A 22,880-nucleotide genomic window follows, 5' to 3' on the forward strand; every position below is an offset into this window, starting at 1 on the left:
GCTGCCGGCGGCGAGGTAAGAAGAGAACGAAGAGGCAGGGGCAGGAAACCATGGACACGGCCATTCCCAACGAACCCAACAACGGGCACCCCAACCAGAAGCACCCAGGTGCGGGGCGCCGCAAGACCCGTGGGCAACCGAGGGGGCGCCAGGTTGACCTGATCGCGCTGGCCGAGGTCCAGGACCTGCTGGGCGACCGTCCCCGCCGGCCGGACCTGCTGATCGAGCATCTGCACCTCCTCCAGGACCGCTACCACGCCCTGCACGCGCGCCACCTGGTGGCGCTGGCGCAGGAGATGCGGCTGGCCCTGGTCGAGGTGTACGAGGTCGCCAGCTTCTACGCCCATTTCGACATCGTGTTCGACGGGGAGGAAGCTCCGCCGCCGCTCACGATCCGGGTGTGCGACAGCCTGACCTGCGAGCTGAAGGGTGCCGCCAAGCTGCTCGAAGCCCTGCCGGACGCCGTCGGCCCCAATGTCCGCGTCGTCCGCGCGCCCTGCATGGGCGCCTGCCACAACGCCCCCGCGGTGGCGCTCGGCCATGCCCTGCACGAACACGCCACGGTGGAGAACGTCAAACAGGCGCTCGACGCCGGCCACACCCACCCCCACGTCCCCGACTATCACGGGTTCGACGACTACCGCGCCGGCGGCGGCTACAAGCTGCTGGAGGAGTGCCTGGACGGCACCCGCGACCTGGAATCGATCCTGACCACCCTCGAAGGCTCCAGCCTGCGCGGCCTGGGCGGCGCCGGCTTCCCGACCGGGCGCAAGTGGCGCTTCGTCCGGGCCGAGCCGGGGCCGCGCCTGATGGCGATCAACGGCGACGAGGGCGAGCCCGGCACCTTCAAGGACCGCCACTACCTGGAGACCGACCCCAACCGTTTCCTGGAAGGGATGCTGATCGGCGCCTGGGCGGTGGAGGCGACCGACGTCTACATCTATCTGCGCGACGAATACCCCCAGTGCCGCGAGATCCTGGACCGCGAGATCGCCAAGGTCGAGCAGGCGGGCCTCAGCCGGCACACGAAGATCCACATGCGGCGCGGCGCCGGCGCCTATATCTGCGGCGAGGAATCGGCGATGCTGGAAAGCATCGAGGGCAAGCGCGGCCTGCCGCGCCACAAGCCGCCGTTCCCGTCCCAGGTCGGCCTGTTCGGCCAGCCGACGCTGATCAACAACATCGAGACCGTCTTCTGGGTCCGCGACATCGTCGAGAAGGGCCCGGAATGGTGGTCCGGCCACGGCCGCAACGGCCGCAAGGGCCTGCGCAGCTACTCCGTCTCCGGCCACGTGAAGGAGCCCGGCGTCAAGCTGGCCCCCGCCGGCGTCACCATCACTGAACTCATCGACGAGTTTTGCGGCGGCATGGAGGACGGCCATACCTTCAAGGGCTACCTGCCCGGCGGCGCCTCCGGCGGGATCCTGCCCGCCAGCATGGGCGACATCCCGCTGGATTTCGGCACCCTTGAGCAGCACGGCTGCTTCATCGGCTCCGCCGCCGTGGTCGTGCTGTCCGACAAGGACGACATGAAGGCGGTCGGCCTGAACCTGATGAAGTTCTTCGAGGACGAGAGCTGCGGCCAGTGCACCCCCTGCCGCGCCGGCACCGAGAAGGCCGTCAAGCTGCTGGAGCGTCCCCGCTGGGACCAGCCGCTGCTGGGCGAGCTGGCGAAGGTCATGACCTCGGCCTCGATCTGCGGCCTGGGCCAGGCGGCCATGAACCCCATCAAACAGATCATGAAGCATTTCCCGGAGGACCTGACATGACCGAGGCGATCCGATTTTTCCTCGACGGCGAAGAGGTCGAGGCCCGTCCCGGCGAGACCATCTGGCAGGTCGCCAACCGTCGCGGCACCGAGATTCCCCACCTGTGCTACACCCCGGCCCCCGGCTACCGGCCCGACGGCAACTGCCGCGCCTGCATGGTCGAGGTCGAAGGCGAGCGCGTGCTGGCCGCGAGCTGCATCCGCAAGCCGCAGAACGGCATGAAGGTCAACACCGCCAGCGAGAGCGCCAAGTCGGCCCGCAAGCTGGTGTTCGAGCTGCTGGTCGGCGACCAGCCCGACCGGAAGGAGGCGCACGACCCCGACGCCCGCTTCTGGCAGTGGGCCGACAGACTTGAAGTCTCCGACAGCCGCTTCCCCGGCGCCGACGCGGCGCCCGAGAAGGACTTCAGCCACCCCGCCATGGCGGTCCAGCTCGACGCCTGCATCCAGTGCAACCTGTGCGTCCGCGCCTGCCGCGAGGTCCAGGTCAACGACGTGATCGGCATGGCGATGCGTGGCCACGCCGAGAAGATCGTCTTCGACTTCGACGATCCCATGGGCGTCAGCACCTGCGTCGCCTGCGGCGAGTGCGTCCAGGCCTGCCCGACCGGCGCCCTGATGCCGGCCACCCAGGTGGACGCCAAGACCGGCGTCTTCTCGGCGGCGCCCGACCGCAAGGTGGACAGCGTCTGCCCCTATTGCGGCGTCGGCTGCCAGCTCACCTACAACATCAAGGACGACAAGCTGCTGTCGGTCACCGGCCGCGACGGCCCGTCGAACCAGAACCGGCTTTGCGTCAAGGGCCGCTTCGGCTTCGACTATGTCCACCACGAGGACCGGCTGACCGTTCCGCTGATCCGCCGCGAGGGCGTGTCCAAGCATGACGTGGACATCGACCCCGAGAACCCGCTGACCCACTTCCGCCGCGCGAGCTGGGAAGAGGCGCTGGAGGTGGCGGCCAAGGGCCTGGCGAGGATCCGCGACGAGCGGGGCGGCGACGCGCTGGCCGGCTTCGGCTCCGCCAAGGGCTCGAACGAGGAGGCCTACCTGTTCCAGAAGCTGGTCCGCACCGGCTTCGGCACCAACAACGTCGACCACTGCACCCGGCTATGCCACGCCTCCTCGGTGACGGCGCTGATCGAGGGCATCGGCTCCGGCGCGGTGACGGCCCCCTTCATGTCGGCCAAGGACGCCGAGGTGATCGTGGTGATCGGCGCCAACCCGACCGAGAACCATCCGGTCGCCGCGACCTTCTTCAAGAACGCGGTGGAGCGGGGCGCCAAGCTGGTGGTGATGGACCCGCGCGGCCAGGCGCTGAAGCGCTTCGCCACCCACATGCTCCAGTTCAAGCCGGGCCGCGACGTGGCGATGCTGAACGCCATGCTCAACGTCATCATCACGGAGAACCTGTACGACCAGCAATATGTCCAGGCCAACACCCAGGACTTCGAGGAGCTGAAGGAGCACGTCAAGGACTACACGCCCGAGCGGATGGAGGAGATCTGCGGCATCGCGGCCGACGAGCTGCGCACCGTGGCGCGCCTCTACGCCCGGTCCGAGGCCTCGATCATCTTCTGGGGCATGGGCGTGTCCCAACACACCCACGGCACCGACAACGTGCGCTGCCTGATCGCGATGGCGCTGACCACCGGCCAGATCGGCCGCCCCGGCACCGGCCTGCATCCCTTGCGCGGCCAGAACAACGTGCAGGGCGCGTCCGACGCCGGCCTGATCCCCATGGTCTTCCCCGACTATCAGTCGGTGGAAACCCCGGCGATCCGCGAGTTCTACGAGGACCTGTGGGGCACCAAGCTGCCGGGCAAGCGCGGGTTGACGGTGGTCGAGATCATGGACGCGATCCATGACGACAAGATCAGCGGCATGTACATCATGGGCGAGAACCCGGCCATGTCCGACCCGGACGTGGGCCACGCCCGCGAGGCGCTGGCGAAGCTCGACCATCTCGTGGTCCAGGACATCTTCCTGACCGAGACGGCCAAGTACGCCGACGTGGTCCTTCCGGCCTCCGCCTGGCCGGAGAAGGACGGCACGGCGACCAACACCAACCGCCAGGTGCAGATGGGCCGCAAGGCCCTGCCGCTGCCGGGCGAGGCGCGGGAGGACTGGGAGATCGTCACCCAGCTCGCCAACCGGCTGGGCCTCAACTGGACCTACAGCCATCCCAGCGAGATCTTCGCCGAGATGACCAAGGCCATGCCGTCGCTGGCGAACATCACGTGGGACCGGCTGGAGCGCGAGCATTCCGTCACCTACCCGTGCGACGCGCCGGACCAGCCGGGCCACGAGATCGTGTTCGGCAACGGTTTCCCGACCGAGACGGGCCGCGGCCGGCTGGTGCCGGCGGCGATCATCCCGCCGGCCGAGGAGCCCGACGCCGAGTACCCGATGGTGCTGACCACCGGCCGCCAGCTGGAGCACTGGCACACCGGCGCGATGACCCGCCGGGCGCAGGTGCTGGACGACCTGGAGCCGGAAGCCGTCGCCTACATGGCCCCCGCCGACCTGCGCCGGATGGGCCTGAACGGCGGCGACCGCATGCGCGTCTCCACCCGGCGCGGCCATGTGGAACTGGTGGCGCGGGCCGACTATGCGGTGCCGACCGGCCTGATCTTCATGCCGTTCTGCTACGCCGAGGCCGCCGCCAACGTGCTGACCAACCCGCAGCTCGACCCCTTCGGCAAGATCCCGGAGTTCAAGTACTGCGCGGCCCGTGTCGAACCGCTGAGGGAAGCCGCCCAGGCGGCAGAGTAGGGGAGCGGGGCGGTCACCACCACTCCGGCCGCCCCGAACCCTCCGACCGCGCCGGCCGCCTCAACCGCCCCGGCCGCACCGGCCGCCTCAACCGCCCTGGAACGTCATGACCGGGCTTGACCCGGTCATCTCCCCCAGGCCGAACCCGCGACGGCAACGGAAGAGATAGCCGGGTCAAGCCCGGCTATGACGACAGGGGAGAAACCCGGCCCCGGCCCCAACGGTGAAGGCAGCGGAGGACACCGCCGGGCCACCTCCGGCCAAGACGAAGACAGACCGTCCGGTCCAAGAAAGAACTCCATTCGGCAACGCGGGTCAGGTGATGGGAAGCCAGGAAGAGACATTGACACGATCCGAATCGCCGGCCCCCGCCAAGGCAGCGTCCGCGACGGCGGCCGACCCCCGATCCCAGACGGTCCAGTCCCTGGTCCGCGCGCTGCACATCATGACGATCCTGGGCGAGGCCGACGGCCCCATGTCGCTGACCGAGCTGGCCCGCGCCGCCGACCTGTCCCCCTCGACCGCCCACCGCCTGCTGACCACGCTCCAGCAGGAACGCTATGTCCGCTTCGACGGCGCGACCCGGAGCTGGTATGTCGGCGTGCAGGCCTTCATCAGCGGCAGCGGCTTCCTGAAGACCCGCAACGTCGTGGACCTCGCCCGCCCGCGCATGCGCCAGCTGATGGACCAGGCGAGCGAGACGGTGAACCTGGCGATCATCGAGAACCACGAGGTGGTCTATCTGGCCCAGGTCGAATGCCACCAGATGATGCGCGCCCTGGCCCCTCCCGGCTCCCGCCTGCCGCTGCATTGCTCCGCCGCCGGCAAGGCGCTGCTGGCCCGCATGGCGCCGCAATATGTCCGCAACCTGATGGAACAGCGCGGCCTTCCCCGCTTCACCGCCGCGACCCTGACGACGCTGGAGGCGCTGGAAGCCGACCTGGAACAGGTCCGCACCCGCGCCTATGCCGTGGACAACGAGGAACACGCGATCGGCCTGCGCTGCGTCGCCGCGACCATCTATGACGAGCGCGGCCAGCCGATCGGCGCGCTGTCGGTGTCCGGCCCGAAGGCCCGCGTGACCGACGACCGCGTGGCCTCGCTGGGCGGACTGGTGCGGCAGGCCGCCGCCGCGGTGACCAACGAACTGGGCGGCACGGCGCCGGGGTGAAGCGGTTTCAGATCACCTCGGAGAAGGGCCGAAGAGAAGCCACGGTTTTTGGCAACGACTGTCGGAGAAGGGTATCAAGATATTCCCCTGCGGATTTCGGCGGATTCTTGAGCTTACGATGACATCTCTGCGCCGCTATGACGACGGCCGCTCCGTCCAGTTCGAACAGATGCTGAATGAATTCATCCGGGTGGACCGCTTCGAGATCGTGCCTGGATAGCTCGCTCGCCGGGAAATCCTTCAGGTTGAACGTCACGATAGCGTCAGCGCGGGAGTGTATGGCGGCTGCGACGACATGGCGGTCATCCTCGTCCGGCAGAGAAACGGCGGGAGTCAGATGCTCATAACCTTTGACCAGGCAATCGAGCACAGCCGTATTCATCAGTTCCCGTGTTCGGCGCAGCCGTTCGATACCCAAATCCGGCCGGTTGGAAAGCAAGTTCCTGATCCATTCATCATGGATCGCATCAGTCCACTTCGCGCGGAACAAGTTCGCAGCGGCGAGTTCGATCAGCAGGTCCCGTAAAGGTGCAGGATAAAGAACGCAGGCATCATAGACAACGGTGAAGCCGGCCAAGATCAGTAGCCCAGGTCCAGTTCCTGAGCCTGGGCCACAAGCTCGCCCATGGCATCCCGACGCTTCGCATCGGCCTGTTCCTTAAAGGTCTTCAGGTCCTGGAACCTGACCCTGCGATGGGTCCCGACTTTGTGGAACGGGATGAAGTTCTCTTCAAGCAGACGCACCAGGTATGGACGCGACACATTCAGGTAATCCGCCGCTTCCTGTGTGGTCAGCTCCGCATGGACGGGTATCAGGGTGACGGCATTTCCGTGTGCCATTTCGGTCAATACTTGCTCCAGCAACCGGGTCGCAGCCATGGGCAGCGTCAGTGCCCGCCCATCGTCCAATTGCACCCGGAGTGCTGCATTCTCGCCGTTTGCCGCCAAAACGCGGCTCAATTCCGCCGCCAGTCGGGTATCCTCGTCAGTCGGTACGACGCTCTCCGGCCTCCTGATCAGCGCGTTCATGTCTGCCTCCTTGCAAGCTGACCGTTTATGCGCCTTCCGGACCCCAAACGCAATAAACGAAACGCGCGTGCCAAGCGGATGCTGGTGGAGGCATTCAACGTGTCATCGTGCCAGACCAATCATGGTGATGAATGAGGCGAACTCCAGGCCCGGCGCCTCCCTTGCCCTTTCACCTCTTCCCTCTTACTCTCTTCCGTCATCCGCGGACTTGATCCGCGGATCTCCCCGCATCCGCGTCCCCGGCGAAATCCAGTCCGCAGGTCGGCGGGAGCAAAGCGACCGCCGGCAAGCACGCCCGCCCGCTCACCCCTCGGCGAGCAGATCCAACGGCACCCGAAGCGCCGCCGCGATCCGCGCCATTACATCGGAACTGCCCGGCGTCTTCCCCGACTCGATCCCCGACAGGTGCGACGGCGAAACCCCGGCAACCTCCGCCAGTTCCCGGATCGTGAACCTCCGGTGCTCACGCAATACGGCGACCGGATGTTCGCCATCGAGCATCCTTTCCGCCACGTCGAATGGGAACACCTCGGTTTCACCGGCTGCCAAACGGGTCTTCACGGCATCGGCATCCGCGAGATCGACTTGATCCTGTGCGTCATTCATGGAACTCGTCCGTCAAGGGTGATCCCCCACCGCGCTGATCATGATGTCGGCAGAGTTTCGAACGGATTGATCGCCGCGACGCCCAGCGGCCCGAAATGCCGGAAGTTGCGCGTCAGGATGACAAGCCCATGACGCATTCCAGTCGCCGCGATCAGGATATCCGCCGTGCCCGGCGCGAACCCGCCGCCCTGGGCGACATCCGCAAGCTTTCCCGCCAGCCGCGCAATCGCCGGATCGACCGGCAGAATCCGAGTCCCGTACAGATGAACGAGGGCATCGAGCCATTCCGCCAAGTCGGCAGCCTTGCGCGTCGCTCCATGCCGGGCCGCCTTGGCTATCCCGGCCTCGATCTCGGTGACCGTGACCACGGACAGAAACAGCCGGTCCGACGCGGCATCCATCCACGCCAGCAAGTCGTTCCTCGAAACCGAACCGATGGATAACGAAGTGCTTGCGGATGCGCCGGGGGAAAGGACGTTGGTGTCGACCAGATACATCTGCGCCGCATGCTACGCAGGGACACGTCGAACGATCGGCGGCACGATCAGAAATCCGCCGGCCGGATCGGCGTAGCATCCCGCTCGGGCAGGTCATCCGCCTGGAGCGGAGCCGACATCAGCAGCCATCCGAAAGACGGAATCCGCGACATACGCTCCCATTCCTCGAAGCTGACGATGACGGCCGTGGGTTTGCCATGCTTCGTGATCACCGACGGGCAACCCTGCACGGCATCGTCGATCACTGCCGACAGCGACGCCTTCGCATCCCTCAACTGGATTTCGCGCATGGTGCATTCCCGATCGTGAGACTACAATAGTCACTTTGACCGACCAAAGCGTTGGCGTCAATTGTTGCCCGGAATGGCCTCCGCGAAGTGCCGTCAACCTTGAAACAGCCTGATCGGTTCTTGTCCATGCCGGCTCCCGCCTGCCGATGCACCGCTCTGCCGCCGGCAAGGCGCTGCCGGCTTGCATATCCTTTCCGGTCACGCGATCCAACGAATTGGGCGGCACGGCGCCGGGGTGAGGGGAGGAGTGCCGGCGGTCGCCCAGCCCCTCGGCCCCGTGATCGTTGTAGCGCCATACGATCCTGCTGATCCAGGTCGGCGAGTAACCCGTCACCGACGATTCATCAACTCCGAGTGCCCCTAGCTCAGAAGCCAGATGATCTGAAGATGACTGCGCTCAACTCCGTGCATGGCGGCCTTGTAGCGGCACTCAAGGTCCTCAGTGCTGAGGTGGGATGCCAAATAAATCTTGCTTGCCATCCCCCATGAATCTAACCGCAATTATGCACGAGGGCTGGCAGGCATAGCGTAAAGCCCTGATCTAGCTTAGGATTCGGCTGCTGACACCCATCCCACCGGATCCGGATTGCTATGCCCGCCACAGTTGAACTTACCCCATCGCTGCCCGGCCTGTCACCTGTCGCCGGCAAGCCCGTGGTCGCCCGCTTCGATGGCGGGCGGCTGTCCTCCGATGCCGGCGTGCTGGGCCTGCGGGAGATCGAGAAGCGGCTCGGGATTGCCGACCGGCTTGCGGCGTGCCTGGAAGACCCCCGGACGCCCGGGCGGATCGTTCATGGACTGGCGGAGATCATCCGCTTCCGCCTGCTTATGATCGCGGCCGGCTACGAGGACGGCAACGACGCCGACAGCCTGCGCCGGGATCCGGCGTTCAAGCTGGCGCTCGACCGCCTGCCGGACGATGCTGGCCTGTGCTCGCAGTCCACCATCTCGCGCCTGGAGAACCTGCCCGATACCCGCGCCCTGCTGCGCATGGGCCGCGCTCTGGTCGATTTCTACTGCGCCGGGTTCCGGCAGGTCCCAAAGCGGATCGTGCTGGATATTGATGACACCTTCGATGCCGTTCACGGCGAGCAGCAACTGCGTCTGTTCAATGGCCATTACGACGAGTACGGCTTCCAGCCGATCGTCGTTTTCGACGAGCACGGGCGCTTCGTCACCGCCATCCTGCGTCCGGCCAGGCGACCCAAAGGCACTGAGATCCGGGCGCACCTGCGTCGGATCGTGCGGCAGATCCGGGCCAACTGGCCGCAGGTCGAGATCCTGCTGCGCGCCGACAGTCATTACTGCTGCCCCGAGGTTCTGAACTGGTGCCGGGCCAACCGCCTGGACTATGTGCTCGGCCTGGCGCCAACCAGCACGCTGCGGCGGCATATCCTCGACCTGGAGGCCAGCACCGCCGCCCGGTTCGCCGCCGGTCCCGGGACCGCCAAGGTCCGGCGCTTCAAGGAATTCTACGACGCCGCCGGAAGCTGGAGCCGGACCGAGCGGATCATTGCGCGCGTTGAAGTCGGGCCGCAGGGCCCGGACACCCGCTTCATCGTCACCAGCCTGCGCCACGGCCGGGGGCGGTGGCTCTATGAGAAACTCTATTGCGCCCGCGGCCAGGCGGAAAATCACATAAAGAGCTGGAAGGCGCATCTGTGCGCCGACCGCACCTCCTGCCACAAGGCCACCGCCAACCAGTTCCGGCTGTTTCTGCATGCCGGCGCCTACTGGTTGCTGTGGTCGATGCGCGCCCTGATGCCGCGCCGGTCGCGCTGGCGAGTCGCCCAGTTCGACTCGTTGCGCCTGCGTTTGATCAAACTGGCGGCCCGGATCGTCGAGACCAGGCGGCAAATCCTCGTCCACCTGCCTACCGCCTGCCCGGAGCAAACTGTCCTGCGCCTGCTCCTGGAGCGGGTTCCCCGACTCGTCACCTGAACGCCGGGGCCGAGTGCCCCTGTTCCGCCCAACCCGCCAACCTCAAGACCTCTCACCATTGCAGCGCCGCCCAATCGGCGTTACGGCCAACCCTTGCCTGAACAGCTAAAAGTTGAAGAAAGGCAGAGAACTTCAGAGCGCTTTCCGGCCTGGTGCATTAATGCGGCTAAAAAGCAAGCCCAGGCTCCGGTGTCAATCGTGCGATACCCGCAGCCGTGATACCGAAAATGCCCACCATCGCACCACTCCGCTGGAAACCCTCAAAGGATGCAGAATTATTCAATCCGAAAGCTTAGAAATCCCTAAAGTCCTTTCTATCTGCTTTCTCAGATTTGATAATCCTCGAATTTCACTCGGAGTATTTGGAAGTGTAATACTATCTAAGCCATCATAACCTATATTTGCTTCCATACGATAATGTTTATTATTAGCCTTCTTCATGTATCCATGATGAGAAAGTAAAACAGATAATTCACCCCTTAACCTCTTAGGGTTCTTTGTTGCCCTTTCAAGGTCTTCAATCAACTCAATCAACCCATGGGATACTGGAAGATTCTTAATGATTGAGGTGAGAATCACTTTGCTTCGACGATCAAGGCCAGTTTGCTCCGCAGTCTGACAGGCAAGCTTTGCCGCCAATCGAATGCGATCTGAAAACTCACCAGGATAAATTTCACTACCGATGCGTTCAATAAACTGATCAGACAAAATGCCTTCTTCATCACGAGACGATACTTCATTTTGAGACCGAACTGCAACTTCTTCCTCAAGTTGCTTTATCCTATCGCGAAGGTTGGCAATCTCTTCTAAATAAAGCTTCTCTATCTCGTCGTTATTCAGTCGGGAACGATCACGAATGCGTTGCTTTTGGAGCGCTTGCTCCTGCAATTCAGTCCAATCCCAACCTTTTGATGGCATTTCGCTACGGGCATAGATTGAGGCTGATTTCACTGCTGTGAGAAGATCATGCCCGACTTGTAACTTCCAATTAGGGAAAAACTTTCGTATAAAACCTTGTCCCGGCAAAGAAATACCGATTCTCCCTCCGTGAGCAATGACAACGTTGATCTTATCTCTTAAATCAAAAGAGAATTTTTTACTTGGCTCGACTATCACATGTGCTACACCACCGAGATCATAAGCCAATTTCTCAATTTGACTCCTCTCAAGTAGCCATGTTGATGCACCCCGAGCTGACAAATAAATGACAGGAAGAAAACGGCTTGCTTGACCAAGAACAATGCTTTTGGCTAAATCTATAGATTCTTTATTGTCTTTGAGCCAGATCGGCTTGTCTGATACTTCTAATAAATTATCTTTTCCTCCCCAACTGTCATTTAACATTGACTTTATTATATATGGTTTGCGGGGAAATTCTAACTTAACGTTAGGTTCAACTGCAATGCATTGTGTCTTTATGCGGATGAGATCTTGCCGCTCCGTACCGGCACCGCAGACTATCACCACTTCTGTGCGCCAGAGCCGGCCATCATTGTCTGCAAAGTCATGCCTAAAGCCAATGGCACTCAAATTCCCTTGGTCGGATATCTCCCGGAATCGTAGTTCTTCTCCGCTGGCTGACCGGAGGTATGCATTTTCGGTTTCCAGAACTTCATGCTCATACTGATTCAATACAGTACTGTACTTCGTCCCATGCAGCCAAGCCATGACTTGTGCTACAAAATAAGCACGATTATTTACTGGTTTGATAGGGAATTCTGTTGCAAAAACTCGCATGATGAGAATCTCATGACAGAAAGGAGTACGCTCTAAAATTTAGCCTTTATCACATACTAAATCTATAAAAACATTCCGAGAAATTCCTTCGATATCTACTAATAACAGCCTGTTTATTGTTAACCCTAAATTATGTTAACACTCCAAACTTCTGTAATTCGTTTTTCGGGTCCCGTTTCTGACTAATACCTTGCTACATACTGTTGAAGGTTGCGACAAAGCAGAAAATGCTAGGGAATCCGTGTTTTCCCCCATGGCAGATGGCGATAACGTCCTGTACAAGAGTACTATACCAAGCCGTCGGCGCGCTGACCCACGCACCACATCGGCCTTATGTCTCCTTCAAGCGGTACCACCGCTTCACGTAGCTCCCCCACCCGGCACCAGCGTCAAACTGACGCGACATTCCCAACGCGCAGCCACCCTCTCGGTTGCCGCACCCAACCCCGCACCCACTTACCAGAGTATTTGACAATGCGCCCGCATTCGGCGCACTGTTCGCGTGCCGTCGCACCCCGCGAGGCGGCCGAGCAAGGAGTTACCAGCTCCCCACCCGGCCTGACCACCGATCACACCTGTCAAGGAAGATCATCGATGGCTACGCAAGCCCATACCACACCCGGCGCGTTCCTGCGCCAATCTTTGTTCTCCGCCGCCGCAGGGGTCCCGATCCCTGCGGCGGCGGGAACACCCGTTCCCGTCCCGCACCGTCACCGGCCGCACCGTCACCTGCCGCACCGTCACCTGCCGCACCGTCATCCGCCGCGCCGCTCCCCCCGCGGTTCCTGACCGCGACCAAGCTCCGGCAGACTCCATCAGGCCGCCCGGCCGGGTTTCCCGGCCCGCTTTCGGCGAGCGCCCGGCGCTTTCCGGAAGACGCCCTCCCTTGGCCTACTCTTCCGACCGTGCGTGAAGGTCCGATCCGCATGCAGAACGATCCTGCCGATTCCCCCAGCACCGCCCCGTCCCCCAACCAGACCGCCGCCGCCCCGTCGCCCCTCACGCGTCCCTCATGGCCCACGCCCTGGACGTCGTCGGCCTGCTGCGCGACACCGGGCTGACCGTCATCGAGCCCGAGCCGACCCCCGCCATGGTCGCCGCCGGCATGGCCGCCTCCGGCCTCGGCGCCGACCGGGTTCGCGCGGTCTTCAAGGCCATGCTGGCGGCGGGCGGGACGCTCGCCGGCCGGGTCCAATAGCCGGGAAGGGCGGCCCGCCCGTGCTCCCCTACCGCTACCCGGCGTGCCGCTGGCGCACGCTGAACCCCCAGCTCGACCCGCTGCTCACCGTCTGGTGGAACGCCCAGCGCCCCTGCGAGGGCCGCCACCCGCGCTGGTCCGAGATCGACGGCCGCCTGTGGATGCCGTTCCGCCGGCGCCTCCTCCTGGTCCGCGACGGCCCGCGCGCCGACCCGCCGTTCTGCCTCGCCCTGTTCCCGCTGGCGGCAGAACTGCTCGGCCTGCCCGCCGGCTTCCGCGGCACCGCCTGGGCCAGCCGCGCCCAGGCGATGCGGATCGGCCTGCTGACCCTCAACGCATCGGCGGCGCAGGCGGCGGCCTCCGGCCCGATCCCGCCCGGCCCCCGCGCCGCGGAGCGCGACGGCATGCTCAAGGCCGTCGCCGTGCCGCTCGCGCCGGAGCCGGACAGCACCGCCGCCCATGACCGCCCCGTGCTGATCGCGGTCGCGTGGCCGGACCCGAGGCGGACCAACCAACTCCTGTGAGGAACCGGCCGGCAGGTCCCGGCGTCACGCGCCGCCGACGTCCCCGATGTTCCCGGTATCCCCGGCGTCTCCCGTGTCCCCGCCGTCTCCCATGTCCCCGATCTCGACGACGACCTTGCCCCGGGCCGTGCCGGATTCGACGGCGGCATGGGCGTCGGCCGCCCGGTCCAGGGAGAAGCGGCGCGGGTCGAGCAGGGGAAGCAGCTTGCCGGCCTCCACCAGCGCCGCCGCCTGCCGCAGGATCTCGCCATGGCGCGCCTTGCCCTCGCCGGTCAGCATCGGCAGCAAGGTGAACACTCCCGAATATGTGGCAGCCCGGAACGACAGCGGCGCCAGCGCGTGCGTCCCCCATCCCAGCGCGCTGACCACATGCCCGAACCGCCGGACCGCAAGGAAGGAGGCGTCCAGGACCGGGCCGCCGACGGTGTCGTAGACAAGGTCGAACCCGCGCCCCTGCGTGTGGCGGGCGACATAGTCCTCCACCGGCTCGGCCAGATAGTCGATCGGCGTGGCGCCCAGCCGCGCGATCACGTCCGCCTTGTCCGCCGAACCCGTCGCCCACACCGTCGCCCCGAAGGCGCGGGCGACCTGGATGGCGACATGCCCGACTCCGCCGGCGCCGCCCTGGACCAGAACCGTCCGGCCGGCGCCGACGCCGGCCCGGTCCACCAAGCCCTCCCAGGCGGTGATGGTGACCAGCGGCAGGGCGGCCACCTCCCGCATCGTCAGGTTGGCGGGCTTGGGCGCCAGAAGCTCGGCCTCCACCGCCGCATAGTCGGCGAGCGAGCCCTGCCGGCCGCCCACGCCGCCGGTCATGCCATAAACCGCGTCGCCCGGCTCGAAGGCGGTGACGCCCGGCCCGACCGCCGCGACCACGCCCGCAAGGTCGATGCCCAGGACGGCCGGCAGCGGCTGCCTGGCATGCGCGGCGGCCCCGGCGCGGATCTTGACGTCGAGCGGGTTGACTCCGCTGGCCATGATCCGGACCAGCACTTGCCCCGGTCCGGGCACCGGCCGCGCCACCTTGGCCAGCCGGAACGGGGCGCCGGGGGAGTCCAGCACCAGCGCCCGCATCCTGTTCGATCGTCCGTTCACCATCTCCATGATCCCTGCACCATGATCCTTCCACCATGATCCTTGCCGTGTCGTCGAGGGGCGCAGTGTCGGCCCATCGCCGGCGTTTGGCGATCAACGTCCCTGTACGGAATCCATGCATTTCCGTATGGTCCGGCCATGGACTGGAGCGACCTTCGGATCTTCCTCGCCATCGCCCGCGAAGGCACGCTGGGCGCGGCGGCGCGGCGCGTCGGCCAGACGCAGCCGACCATGGGACGGCGCCTGCGGGCGCTGGAGGAGTCGGTCGGCCACGCCCTGTTCCAGCGGACGAGCGACGGCTTCGTGCTGACCGACGAGGGGTCGGCCGTGCTGCGCCACGCCGAGCGGATGGAGGAGGAAGCCATCGCCCTGGAACGCGAGCTGGCCGGGCAGGGCGGGGGGCTGGAAGGCGTGGTGCGGGTGTCGTCGTCCGACTGGTTCGGCACCCATATGCTGACCCCGGTCTTCGCCGCCTTCGCCCGCAGCCATCCCGGCGTGACGGTCGAGCTTCTGACCGAGGCGCGCCTGCTCAGCCTCGCGCGGCGGGAGGCGGACCTCGCCTTCCGCATCCGCCCGTTCCAGGAGCCGGAGGTGGTCCAGCGCAAGCTGACGCGCATCGACTACGCCCTGTACGGAGTCGCGGGCGGGCCGCTGCCACGGACGGGCGACGGCCGCGGCTGCACCCTGGTGACCATGGACACGGGTTTCGGCACCATGCCGGACGTGGCCTGGCTGAAACGCATGCTGCCCGAGGCCCGAATCGGCTTCCGCAGCAACAACCGGGACGCCCAGGCCCGCATGTGCGCCGCGGGCGCCGGGCTCGCGGTGCTGCCCCGGCCGATCGGGGATTCCCTGGAAGAGCTGGCGGAAATCGACCTCGGCGAACCGCCGCCCGGACGCGACGTCTGGGTCGGCTATCACCGGGACCTGCGCCGGCTGGCACGCCTCCGCGCCCTGCTCGACATGACGATAGACCGCTTCGCCGGCCGATGATGCGCCCGCCGGGCCGGTTCCCCCCTTGCTCCGACCAATGCGGAGGAATAGCTTTGGTCAGCCAACCTGTGTCAGGAAGGACAAAAGATGGCTGTCGTCAGCATGGTTGAGGCGAAATCCAACCTGTCCCGCCTGATCGAGGCGGTTGAGAACGGCACCGAAGCTGAAATCATCATCTCCCGCGACGGCAAGCCGGCCGCCCGGCTTGTGCCCGTGTCGCCTGTCCCGACCGGTCCACGAGTCGGCGTGGCGAAAGGGCGGTTCGCCGTACCCGACGACATTGACACCGACAACGAAACGATAAAGGGAATGTTCAGCGGCAGCGCCGAAGTCATCCTCTTCTGATCCTGACAAGGCGCTCACGTTCACCGAAGCCGTTTTCGCCGGATCACGACCTTGCCGGCAGATCCAGCGGCACTCGGAGCACCCCCGCCTGCCGAGTCAATGCGTCGAAACCCGCTCCCGTAAGGTACCGGCCAGGGAACCGGCTGGCCCGGGCCTCGCCGCACTGGCCACATCCCGGCATGCTCCCTATGCTCGCGGGCGAGCAGGCGGCCCCGCCCGTCCGCCCCGTCGCCAACAGCAAGCCGGAACCGACTTCATGAGCACACTCCCCGGTACCGCCGCCGCCCGCTGGGCCATCGCCCTGACGGAAATCCCCAGCGTGACCGGAACCGCCGACGAGGCCGGGTTCGCCGGGCGGCTGGTGGACCTGCTGCGCGCCAGCCCCCTGTTCGCCGGCCGGCCCGGCGACGTCTGGACCATCCCCGTGCCGGGCGGGCGGCACGCGCGGGCCTGCGTCTGCGCGCTGCTGCGGGGCAGGGGGCCGCGCACCGTCGTGCTGACCGGGCATTTCGACACCGTGGGAATCGACGACTACGGCGACCTGTCGCCCCTCGCCTGCCGGCCGGAGGCGCTGAAAACCGCCCTGGCGGAACGGCTGCGCCGGGAGGCGGCGACCCCGGCGGAACGGCTGGCGCTCGCCGACCTGGACGGGCCGGACTTCCTGCCCGGCCGCGGGCTGCTGGACATGAAGGCCGGGCTCGCCGCCGGGCTGGCGGCGATGGAGGAGGCCGCGGCGGACCCGGACTATCCGGGCAGCCTGCTGTTCCTGGCCGTGCCGGACGAGGAGGTCAACTCCGACGGCGCCCGCGCCGCCGCAGCCTCCCTGGCCGGCCTGGGCCGCGACCGGGGGCTGGAGATCGTCGCGGCGGTCAACCTGGACGCCCTGGTGGAGGACGGCGACGGAACCGAGGGGCGGGCGGTAGCCCTGGGCACCATCGGCAAGCTCCTGCCCAGCGCCCTGGTGGTCGGCCGCGCGACCCACGCCTCCGACGCCTTCCGCGGCCTGGGCGCCTGCGCGCTGGCCGGCGCTCTGGCGGCAGAAATGGAATGGGCGCCCGACCTGCTGGAGCGCACCCGGGGCGAAAGCGGGGAGGAGGTCACCGCCGGGGTGACCCTGCTCGGCATGAAGGACACCAAGCAGGGCTACAACGTCACCACGCCCGAGCGGGTCTGGATGTTCTGGAACGTCATGACCCAGCGGCGCGGCCCGGCCGAGGTGCTGGGCATCGTGGCGCGGCTCGCCGGCCGGGCGGCGCGCGGCTTCACGGACCGGCTCGGCGAGCGGCACGGCACCCCGACGGGCGAAGTGCCGGTGCTGACCTTCGACGTGCTCCGGCAGGAGGTCGAGCGCCGGGGACCGGCCGCCGCCGAAGCCCTGGCGGAGGCGGCCCGCGACGCGGCGGAGCGCGGGCTTGACCTGCCGGAACAGAGCCGGATCGTCACCGAACGCGCCTGGGAACTGAGCGGCCGGTCCGGCCCCGCGATCGTCCTGGGCTTCGCGTCCATGCCCTACCTGGCGACCAGCCTGGGGGAAGACCCTGCGGCGCGCCGGCTGGAAACCGCCTGCGCCGAGGCCGCCGCCAATGTCGCCCGGCGCCACGGAACCACGATCCGGCTGCTGCGCTATTTCCCCGGCATCTCGGACATGAGCTTCCTGGGCCAGGCGGACGAGGCCGCCATCCCCGTCATCGCCGCCAACACCCCGCCCTGGGGCGCCGGCATCGCCTGGCCCGACGGCCCGGCGCTCGGCGGAGTCCCCATCGTCAACGCGGGACCCTGGGGCCGCGACTACCACACCCCGCTGGAACGACTGTGCGTCCCTTACGCCTTCGACGTCCTGCCCGACCTGGTCGGCGGGATCGCAAGGCGGACGCTGGAGGACTCCGGGCCGGCGTGAGCGATTCCTTCACCATTCCCTGCCATACTGCCCGCCGCACCCCGGTGCCGGATCTTTGCAGCGTGAATAGGGGAACCGGGGCGTGCCGCCGTTTGATGACATTCGCTGACATAACCCCGGGGGGGAGCAGACGCACGGACACGCCGCCGGGCGCCGAGAACACCCCTGTTTCGTCATGGCCGGACTTGATCCGGCCATCCACGCGCAAGCTTCACCACGGCAGTCTGCGCGTGGATGCGCGGGTCAAGCCCGCGCATGACGAAAAGTGACGAAAAGCGAAGCACTCCCGGGGCCGCCATCATGACATTCGCTGACATACCCCCAGGGGGAGCAGACGCACGGACACGTCGCCGGGCGCCGAGAACACCCCCATTTCGTCATGGCCGGACTTGATCCGGCCATCCACGCGCAAGCTTCACCACGGCAGTCTGCGCGTGGATGCGCGGGTCAAGCCCGCGCATGACGAAAAGTGACGAAAAGCGAAGCACTCCCGGGGCCGCCATCATGACATTCGCTGACATACCCCCAGGGGGAGCAGACGCACGGACACCTCGCCGGGCGCCGGGAACACCCCCATTTCTTCATGGCCGGACTTGATCCGGCCATCCACGCGCAAGCTTCATCACGGCAGTCTGCGCGTGGATGCGCGGCTCAAGCCCGCGCATGACGAAAAGTGACGAGAAGCGAAGCACTCCCGGGGCCACCGCCGTCATGACGTTTGCTGACATACCCCCGGGGGGCCGCCCTTGGTCTCAGGCCTCCCGCACCTTCGGCCGGGCAGGCTTCGACCCCGACGGTTTGGCCGGCTTGCCCGGCACGGTCGCCGCCTTGACCGAACCGGACCGCCCTTGCGACGAGCCGCTGAAGCCCATGTCCTCGACCATCACGTCCTGGCGGCGCACGGTGCCGCTGACGGTCTCCTCGTGCTCGTTGCTGTGCTTGGTCAGGACGACCTCCTCGACGACGTGGGCGCGCTTGGCGACCACCGGCCGCTCGCGGGTCTCGGTCATCTCGATGGTGCGCTCCTCGAAGGCATGGTCCAGCTCATCCGGGGTCAGGTCGCGGTCCACGCGGCTGCGCTCGACTTCGACGCTCTCGCCGCGCAGGTTGATCGTCTGCTCGACCTCGCGTTCGCTGACCGTCACCTTCAGGCGCTTGCCGCCGGTGGTCCGCTCCTTGCCGACCTCCAGTTCCTCCTCGATCACCTGGGCGGTCTCGGCCTCCCCGTAGTCGGCCTCCTCGTCTTCCTCGGCCTCTTCCTCGTCCGCCTCGGCCTCTTCCGCCCGGGCCCGCTCGGCGTCGCGGGCGTCCAGCCGCTCGGCCAGAGCTTCCGGGGTCAGCGCTCCGAAGCGGCGCATCACGGCCAGGGCGTCGTCGGCCCTGTCGTCGTCGGTCTCGGCGACAACCATCGCGCCGCCCTTCTGCATCGCATCGGCATAGCGCCGGGCCTGGCTTTCGTCGTAACCGGCCTCCAGCAAGCGGCTGGAGATCTCGTCCGCGGGCGCGCCCTGCAGGATCTCCATCGCTTCCTTGTCGAAACCAGCTCCGGCAAGCTCGCCGAGCACGTTCCCGGCGATGTCGCCGTCTTCGAAAAGTCCGATGATCGATGTGGTCATTCGAGTCGCCTCTGTGTCATTCCATAGCTGACGTCGAGCGGCTTCCGCCCCGCCCACTTCGCACTGCACAAAAACATGGCGCGCCGCGCGAGGTTCCGGGGACCGGCAGGGGTATAAGGGATGGCGGTACCTGAACGAACGCGCTGGAGCCTTCCCGCCGGGACATGACAGGATTTCCGCAAATTCGTTTTCTGGAAGGGGAGGGGACGCCGCATGAGCGCAGGAACTGACAAGCCCGGCGTGATCGCGCCGCCGCCGCTGCTGTTCGCCGGGGCCGTCGCCCTCGGCTTCGCGCTTCACCATTGGATCGCGCCGCTGGGGTTCGGCCTGCCCGGCGGGTTCCGCCTGGGGCTCGCCGGCCTGCTCGCCGTCGCGGCGCTGGCGCTGGCCGCCGCGGCGATCCGGCTGTTCAGCCGGGCCGGCACCCATGTGGAGCCGTGGAAGCCGGCGACCGCGCTGGTCACCGGCGGGATCTATGCCCGCACGCGCAACCCCATGTACCTCGCCATGGCCCTGCTCCAGACCGCCATCGCGCTCGGCTTCGACAGCGTCCCGGTGCTGGCCATGCTCGTCCCCGCGATCCTGGTGATCCGGTACGGGGTGATCGGCCGGGAGGAACGCTACCTCGCCGCCAAGTTCCCGGCCGACTACCCGGAATACCGGCGCCGCGTCCGCCGCTGGCTGTGAATGTTCCTAGGCCGGCTTGCGGTAGGCCACCAGCGAGGTCCTGGCGAGATGGACGAGCGGGAGCTTTTTCGACAAGTCGCCCAGGTGCCGGAACACGCCCGGCACCTTCGGCCGGTAGTCGTGCCACAGCACGATGCCACCCGGCTTCAGCATCCGGAGCGCCTTCTCCGTGTCGCTGACCACATAGGAATGGGCGTGCGACCCATCGATGAAGATCAGGTCGAAGCCGCCGGCATGGGGTGCGTCATCCAGCGCCTTGCTGTCGCCGTAGAGCTGCTCTATCTTCGCGGCGGCTTCGGTTCCCGTATAGAGGAATTCCGTGAAGCGGGATTCGCGAAGCGCGATCTCCCCATGCTCCCGATCGTCCCTGTCCGACGCCACGTAAGCCTCGTGCCCTTCCGGCGGCAGCGTCAGCGTGACGATCCGCGCGTCGGCCGGGCTGTTGCGCGCCAGGTGATAGGTGGTCTTGCCGGTACAGGTGCCGAACTCGAAGATCCGGGTGCGGCCCTTGGCCAGGACCGACAGGACCCAGCTTTCCAGGTCCGACACGCCGCCCACGGCCGGCTTGTCGCCCTGGCTGATGAAATGCACCTCGCCGCCCAGCCCGGGGCCGAACTCGGTGGCGCTGAAGGCCGGGTCGAAATCGCCGAGGGCGACCATCGGGACCGGCCAAGGCCCGAAGACGAAGCGGTTCTTCCGGCGCGCCCGCAGGGAGAGCAGGCGCCAAGCGAGCCAGCCGGACACGACGGTGGCGACGAAGGAATATAAAACGACGAAAATCATCCGCCTTATATACAGTAAGCGGTCGGAATGAACAGCCGCCGTCAGTCGTAGAAGCGGTTGCCGGGATCGTCCAGGGCGTCGCTGACGCCTTCCGCGTCGCCGCCATAGGCCTTGCCCAGGTCGTTCACGTTCTGGTCGACAAGGTTGCCGTCCTCGCCCTCGAAGCCCGCTCCGGGTTCCTGGTCCATGCGGCTGAGGACGTCGTCTTCTTCGCCGATGGGGGCCTCGCCGATGGCGTCGTCGCCGCCCAGGTCCTCGGCCTCGGTGTCCAGGTCGGACATGGCGATCTCGTCCTCGTCCCGGTCGCCGGCGTCGGGGCGGTCGACCCAGGCCTGTTCGCCGGCCATCAGCTCGGCCACGTCCTCGTCCGGCTCGTCCGCCTCGACCCGGCGCTGGTGGCCCTTCACCAGGGCTTCGCGCAGTCCTTCCAGCGGCACGGCGTGCTCGGCGATCTCGCGCAGGGCGACGACCGTGTTCTTGTCGTCGTCGCGGTCGATCTCCAGCTCCGCGCCGGCGGCCACGTCGCGCGCCCGGCGGGCGGCGATCATGACGAGCTCGAAACGGTTCGGGATCCGCGTGACGCAGTCTTCGACCGTAACTCGGGCCATGGTTCATATCCTCCGGAGTTCGTTTCGACTGGGGAGGACAAACATGCCCGAGGCTGATTTGTTTCGGTGGCGTAACAGTTAATGCGGTGACCGGCCCGACGGGATGGGACACGGCGGGACGGGGGCGGGGTCCGCTTGTTCACCAGGAGAGCGACACGCCACCCGGCAGAAAGGCCGGCAGAAAGAAAGGAAGCTTCATGACATCCGCACGATCGGTCTCCCGGCCGTCACCGCGCCAGCTCAGCCGCCAGCTCCGCGAGGAAAACGACCCCCATCTGCGCCGCCGGCGCTGGATCGTCGGCCTGTCCTATCTGGGGGCGACCATGGGCCAGATCGTCGGCCTGTATCAGGTCGGCGTGCTGCGCCGACTGCCGGACCCGCCGGTCGGGGTCTTCGATTCCGCCAGGGTCGATGCCTCGGACTATGCTTACCGTCGCATGCAGACACCGGACGGCCTGATGATGGTGGCGACCTATGCCGTGACCGCCCTGCTGGCGGGTGCCGGCGGACGGGACCGCGCCCGGACCGACCCTTGGCTGCCGATCGCCCTGGCCGCCAAGGCGCTCTACGACGCCGGCGTGACCGTCAAGCTGGGGCGGGAGGAATGGGCCGACAACCGGGCGCTCTGCGCCTACTGCCAGACCGCCACCGTCGCGTCCTTCGCGACGGCGGCGCTGTCCCTTCCCGAAGCCGCGGAAGCGCTGCACGGGCTGGGGCGGGCCGGCGGCGGCGGGGACGCCGCGAACGACCGCCGCCGCGGATAACCGCGGGAGAAGCCCGACGGACGGCGGATGCCGGCCCGGCTCAGCGGGACAGCAGCTCGGCCGCGATCCGCCGCCCTTCCTCGTCGGTGCCGCCGGACACCGTGGGGCGTCCGGCGCGCCGGTACCAATAGCCCGCGTTGTCCAGGTCGCCTTCGATCCGATGGAGCCACGCATGGATCCAGGCGGCATCGGCCCCGTCCAGTGCCTGGACGATGCCGTGGGCCGGTTCCCATTCGCCCCGCAGGCCATGGCGGATCGCCTGCAGCGTCGGGGGAAGGTCGGCCGGCGCCGGCTCCCGGTCGAGCGACGCGATGAAATCCTGTTCCGTGGTCCGTGCCATCGTTTCCTTATCCTTGTGATCTCGACGTTTCCGTCCCGGACCCGATTTTCCCCCGATCCCGGGAGCTGGTCAACCGAACGCCAAGCCGGCCGTTCGGACGGGGCCGTAGGTCAATCCAACGCCAAGAGGGATAGGACGCCTCCACCCCGGCGGCCCGGTCCCGGGCCGGATGGTCAACCGAACGCCAAGGCCGCCGCCCGGTCAGGCCCTGTCAGGCCC

General features: G+C 66.5%; 21 protein-coding genes and 1 pseudogene. 11 read left to right on the top strand and 11 right to left on the bottom strand.

What is annotated here, in order from left to right; genetic code table 11:
* Positions 1-50: 50 nt before the first annotated feature.
* The 3 genes from JL100_RS33015 (at position 51) to JL100_RS33025 (ending at position 5,711) form a co-directional block, all read left to right on the top strand.
* Positions 51-1,769 (top strand): NAD(P)H-dependent oxidoreductase subunit E, encoded by a 1,719-nt coding sequence (locus tag JL100_RS33015; protein WP_202683333.1) that lies wholly within the window; start codon positions 51-53, stop codon positions 1,767-1,769.
* Entirely contained in the window at positions 1,766-4,540 is a 2,775-nt protein-coding gene (gene fdhF / locus JL100_RS33020; RefSeq protein WP_202683334.1) for a formate dehydrogenase subunit alpha, read from the top strand. The genes JL100_RS33015 and fdhF overlap by 4 nt, the downstream gene beginning before the upstream one ends.
* Positions 4,541-4,883: 343 nt before the next feature.
* Positions 4,884-5,711, top strand: a complete 828-nt coding sequence (locus JL100_RS33025; RefSeq protein ID WP_228421718.1) for an IclR family transcriptional regulator — start codon at positions 4,884-4,886, stop codon at positions 5,709-5,711.
* A gap of 7 nt (positions 5,712-5,718) precedes the next feature.
* On the opposite strand, the gene JL100_RS33030 is transcribed toward JL100_RS33025, so the two are convergent.
* From JL100_RS33030 to JL100_RS33050, 5 genes are all read right to left on the bottom strand, one after another.
* Positions 5,719-6,291 (bottom strand): PIN domain-containing protein, encoded by a 573-nt coding sequence (locus tag JL100_RS33030; RefSeq protein ID WP_228421747.1) that lies wholly within the window; start codon positions 6,289-6,291, stop codon positions 5,719-5,721.
* On the bottom strand, positions 6,291-6,740 hold the full coding sequence (locus JL100_RS33035; RefSeq protein WP_202683336.1) for a helix-turn-helix domain-containing protein: 450 nt from the start codon (positions 6,738-6,740) through the stop codon (positions 6,291-6,293). The genes JL100_RS33030 and JL100_RS33035 overlap by 1 nt, the downstream gene beginning before the upstream one ends.
* A gap of 303 nt (positions 6,741-7,043) precedes the next feature.
* On the bottom strand, positions 7,044-7,346 hold the full coding sequence (locus JL100_RS33040; RefSeq protein WP_202683337.1) for a helix-turn-helix domain-containing protein: 303 nt from the start codon (positions 7,344-7,346) through the stop codon (positions 7,044-7,046).
* A 38-nt stretch (positions 7,347-7,384) separates the two neighbouring features.
* A complete protein-coding gene (locus JL100_RS33045) occupies positions 7,385-7,843 on the bottom strand; it encodes a type II toxin-antitoxin system VapC family toxin (RefSeq protein ID WP_202683338.1) in 459 nt (152 codons plus the stop codon).
* A gap of 47 nt (positions 7,844-7,890) precedes the next feature.
* A complete protein-coding gene (locus JL100_RS33050) occupies positions 7,891-8,133 on the bottom strand; it encodes a type II toxin-antitoxin system Phd/YefM family antitoxin (RefSeq protein ID WP_202683339.1) in 243 nt (80 codons plus the stop codon).
* Positions 8,134-8,724: 591 nt separating this feature from the next.
* On the opposite strand from JL100_RS33050, the gene JL100_RS33055 reads away from it, so the two are divergent.
* Positions 8,725-10,074 carry an IS1380 family transposase gene (locus JL100_RS33055; RefSeq protein ID WP_228421149.1) on the top strand — a complete coding sequence of 450 codons (1,350 nt, stop codon included), beginning with the start codon at positions 8,725-8,727 and terminating at the stop codon, positions 10,072-10,074.
* 279 nt (positions 10,075-10,353) lie between these two features.
* Here JL100_RS33055 and JL100_RS33060 read toward each other — a convergent pair whose 3' ends face one another.
* Positions 10,354-11,811, bottom strand: a complete 1,458-nt coding sequence (locus JL100_RS33060; RefSeq protein ID WP_202684737.1) for a hypothetical protein — start codon at positions 11,809-11,811, stop codon at positions 10,354-10,356.
* Between the two features lie 1,012 nt (positions 11,812-12,823).
* On the opposite strand from JL100_RS33060, the gene JL100_RS33065 reads away from it, so the two are divergent.
* Positions 12,824-13,009, top strand: a complete 186-nt coding sequence (locus tag JL100_RS33065) for a hypothetical protein (protein ID WP_202684736.1) — start codon at positions 12,824-12,826, stop codon at positions 13,007-13,009.
* A gap of 20 nt (positions 13,010-13,029) precedes the next feature.
* Positions 13,030-13,533 (top strand): hypothetical protein, encoded by a 504-nt coding sequence (locus tag JL100_RS33070; RefSeq protein WP_202684735.1) that lies wholly within the window; start codon positions 13,030-13,032, stop codon positions 13,531-13,533.
* A 24-nt stretch (positions 13,534-13,557) separates the two neighbouring features.
* On the opposite strand, the gene JL100_RS33075 is transcribed toward JL100_RS33070, so the two are convergent.
* Positions 13,558-14,637, bottom strand: coding sequence for a zinc-dependent alcohol dehydrogenase family protein (locus JL100_RS33075; protein WP_407697056.1), 1,080 nt, complete (start codon positions 14,635-14,637; stop codon positions 13,558-13,560).
* Between the two features lie 129 nt (positions 14,638-14,766).
* Between JL100_RS33075 and JL100_RS33080 the strand changes: the two genes are divergently transcribed.
* From JL100_RS33080 to JL100_RS33090, 3 genes are all read left to right on the top strand, one after another.
* A complete protein-coding gene (locus tag JL100_RS33080; RefSeq protein WP_202684734.1) occupies positions 14,767-15,621 on the top strand; it encodes a LysR family transcriptional regulator in 855 nt (284 codons plus the stop codon).
* An 87-nt stretch (positions 15,622-15,708) separates the two neighbouring features.
* Complete coding sequence (locus tag JL100_RS33085; protein WP_202684733.1) at positions 15,709-15,966, top strand: type II toxin-antitoxin system Phd/YefM family antitoxin; 258 nt, start codon at positions 15,709-15,711, stop codon at positions 15,964-15,966.
* A gap of 256 nt (positions 15,967-16,222) precedes the next feature.
* Positions 16,223-17,863, top strand: coding sequence for a M20/M25/M40 family metallo-hydrolase (locus JL100_RS33090; RefSeq protein WP_202684732.1), 1,641 nt, complete (start codon positions 16,223-16,225; stop codon positions 17,861-17,863).
* A 752-nt stretch (positions 17,864-18,615) separates the two neighbouring features.
* Here JL100_RS33090 and JL100_RS33095 read toward each other — a convergent pair.
* Positions 18,616-19,479, bottom strand: coding sequence for a YsnF/AvaK domain-containing protein (locus JL100_RS33095; RefSeq protein ID WP_202684731.1), 864 nt, complete (start codon positions 19,477-19,479; stop codon positions 18,616-18,618).
* Positions 19,480-19,692: 213 nt separating this feature from the next.
* On the opposite strand from JL100_RS33095, the gene JL100_RS33100 reads away from it, so the two are divergent.
* Entirely contained in the window at positions 19,693-20,166 is a 474-nt protein-coding gene (locus JL100_RS33100) for a methyltransferase family protein (RefSeq protein WP_202684730.1), read from the top strand.
* A 6-nt stretch (positions 20,167-20,172) separates the two neighbouring features.
* Here the strand turns inward: JL100_RS33100 and JL100_RS33105 are convergent, their stop codons facing one another.
* Complete coding sequence (locus JL100_RS33105) at positions 20,173-20,949, bottom strand: O-methyltransferase (protein ID WP_202684729.1); 777 nt, start codon at positions 20,947-20,949, stop codon at positions 20,173-20,175.
* A gap of 287 nt (positions 20,950-21,236) precedes the next feature.
* Positions 21,237-21,557: pseudogene (gene rpoZ, locus JL100_RS36965) on the bottom strand (DNA-directed RNA polymerase subunit omega); the annotation flags it as partial.
* A gap of 197 nt (positions 21,558-21,754) precedes the next feature.
* On the opposite strand from rpoZ, the gene JL100_RS33115 reads away from it, so the two are divergent.
* On the top strand, positions 21,755-22,321 hold the full coding sequence (locus JL100_RS33115) for a vitamin K epoxide reductase family protein (RefSeq protein WP_202684727.1): 567 nt from the start codon (positions 21,755-21,757) through the stop codon (positions 22,319-22,321).
* Between the two features lie 40 nt (positions 22,322-22,361).
* Here JL100_RS33115 and JL100_RS33120 read toward each other — a convergent pair whose 3' ends face one another.
* Positions 22,362-22,661 (bottom strand): hypothetical protein, encoded by a 300-nt coding sequence (locus JL100_RS33120; protein ID WP_202684726.1) that lies wholly within the window; start codon positions 22,659-22,661, stop codon positions 22,362-22,364.
* Positions 22,662-22,880 lie beyond the last annotated feature (219 nt).

The organism is Skermanella mucosa, from assembly GCF_016765655.2.
In the GTDB taxonomy this organism is placed as follows: domain Bacteria; phylum Pseudomonadota; class Alphaproteobacteria; order Azospirillales; family Azospirillaceae; genus Skermanella; species Skermanella mucosa.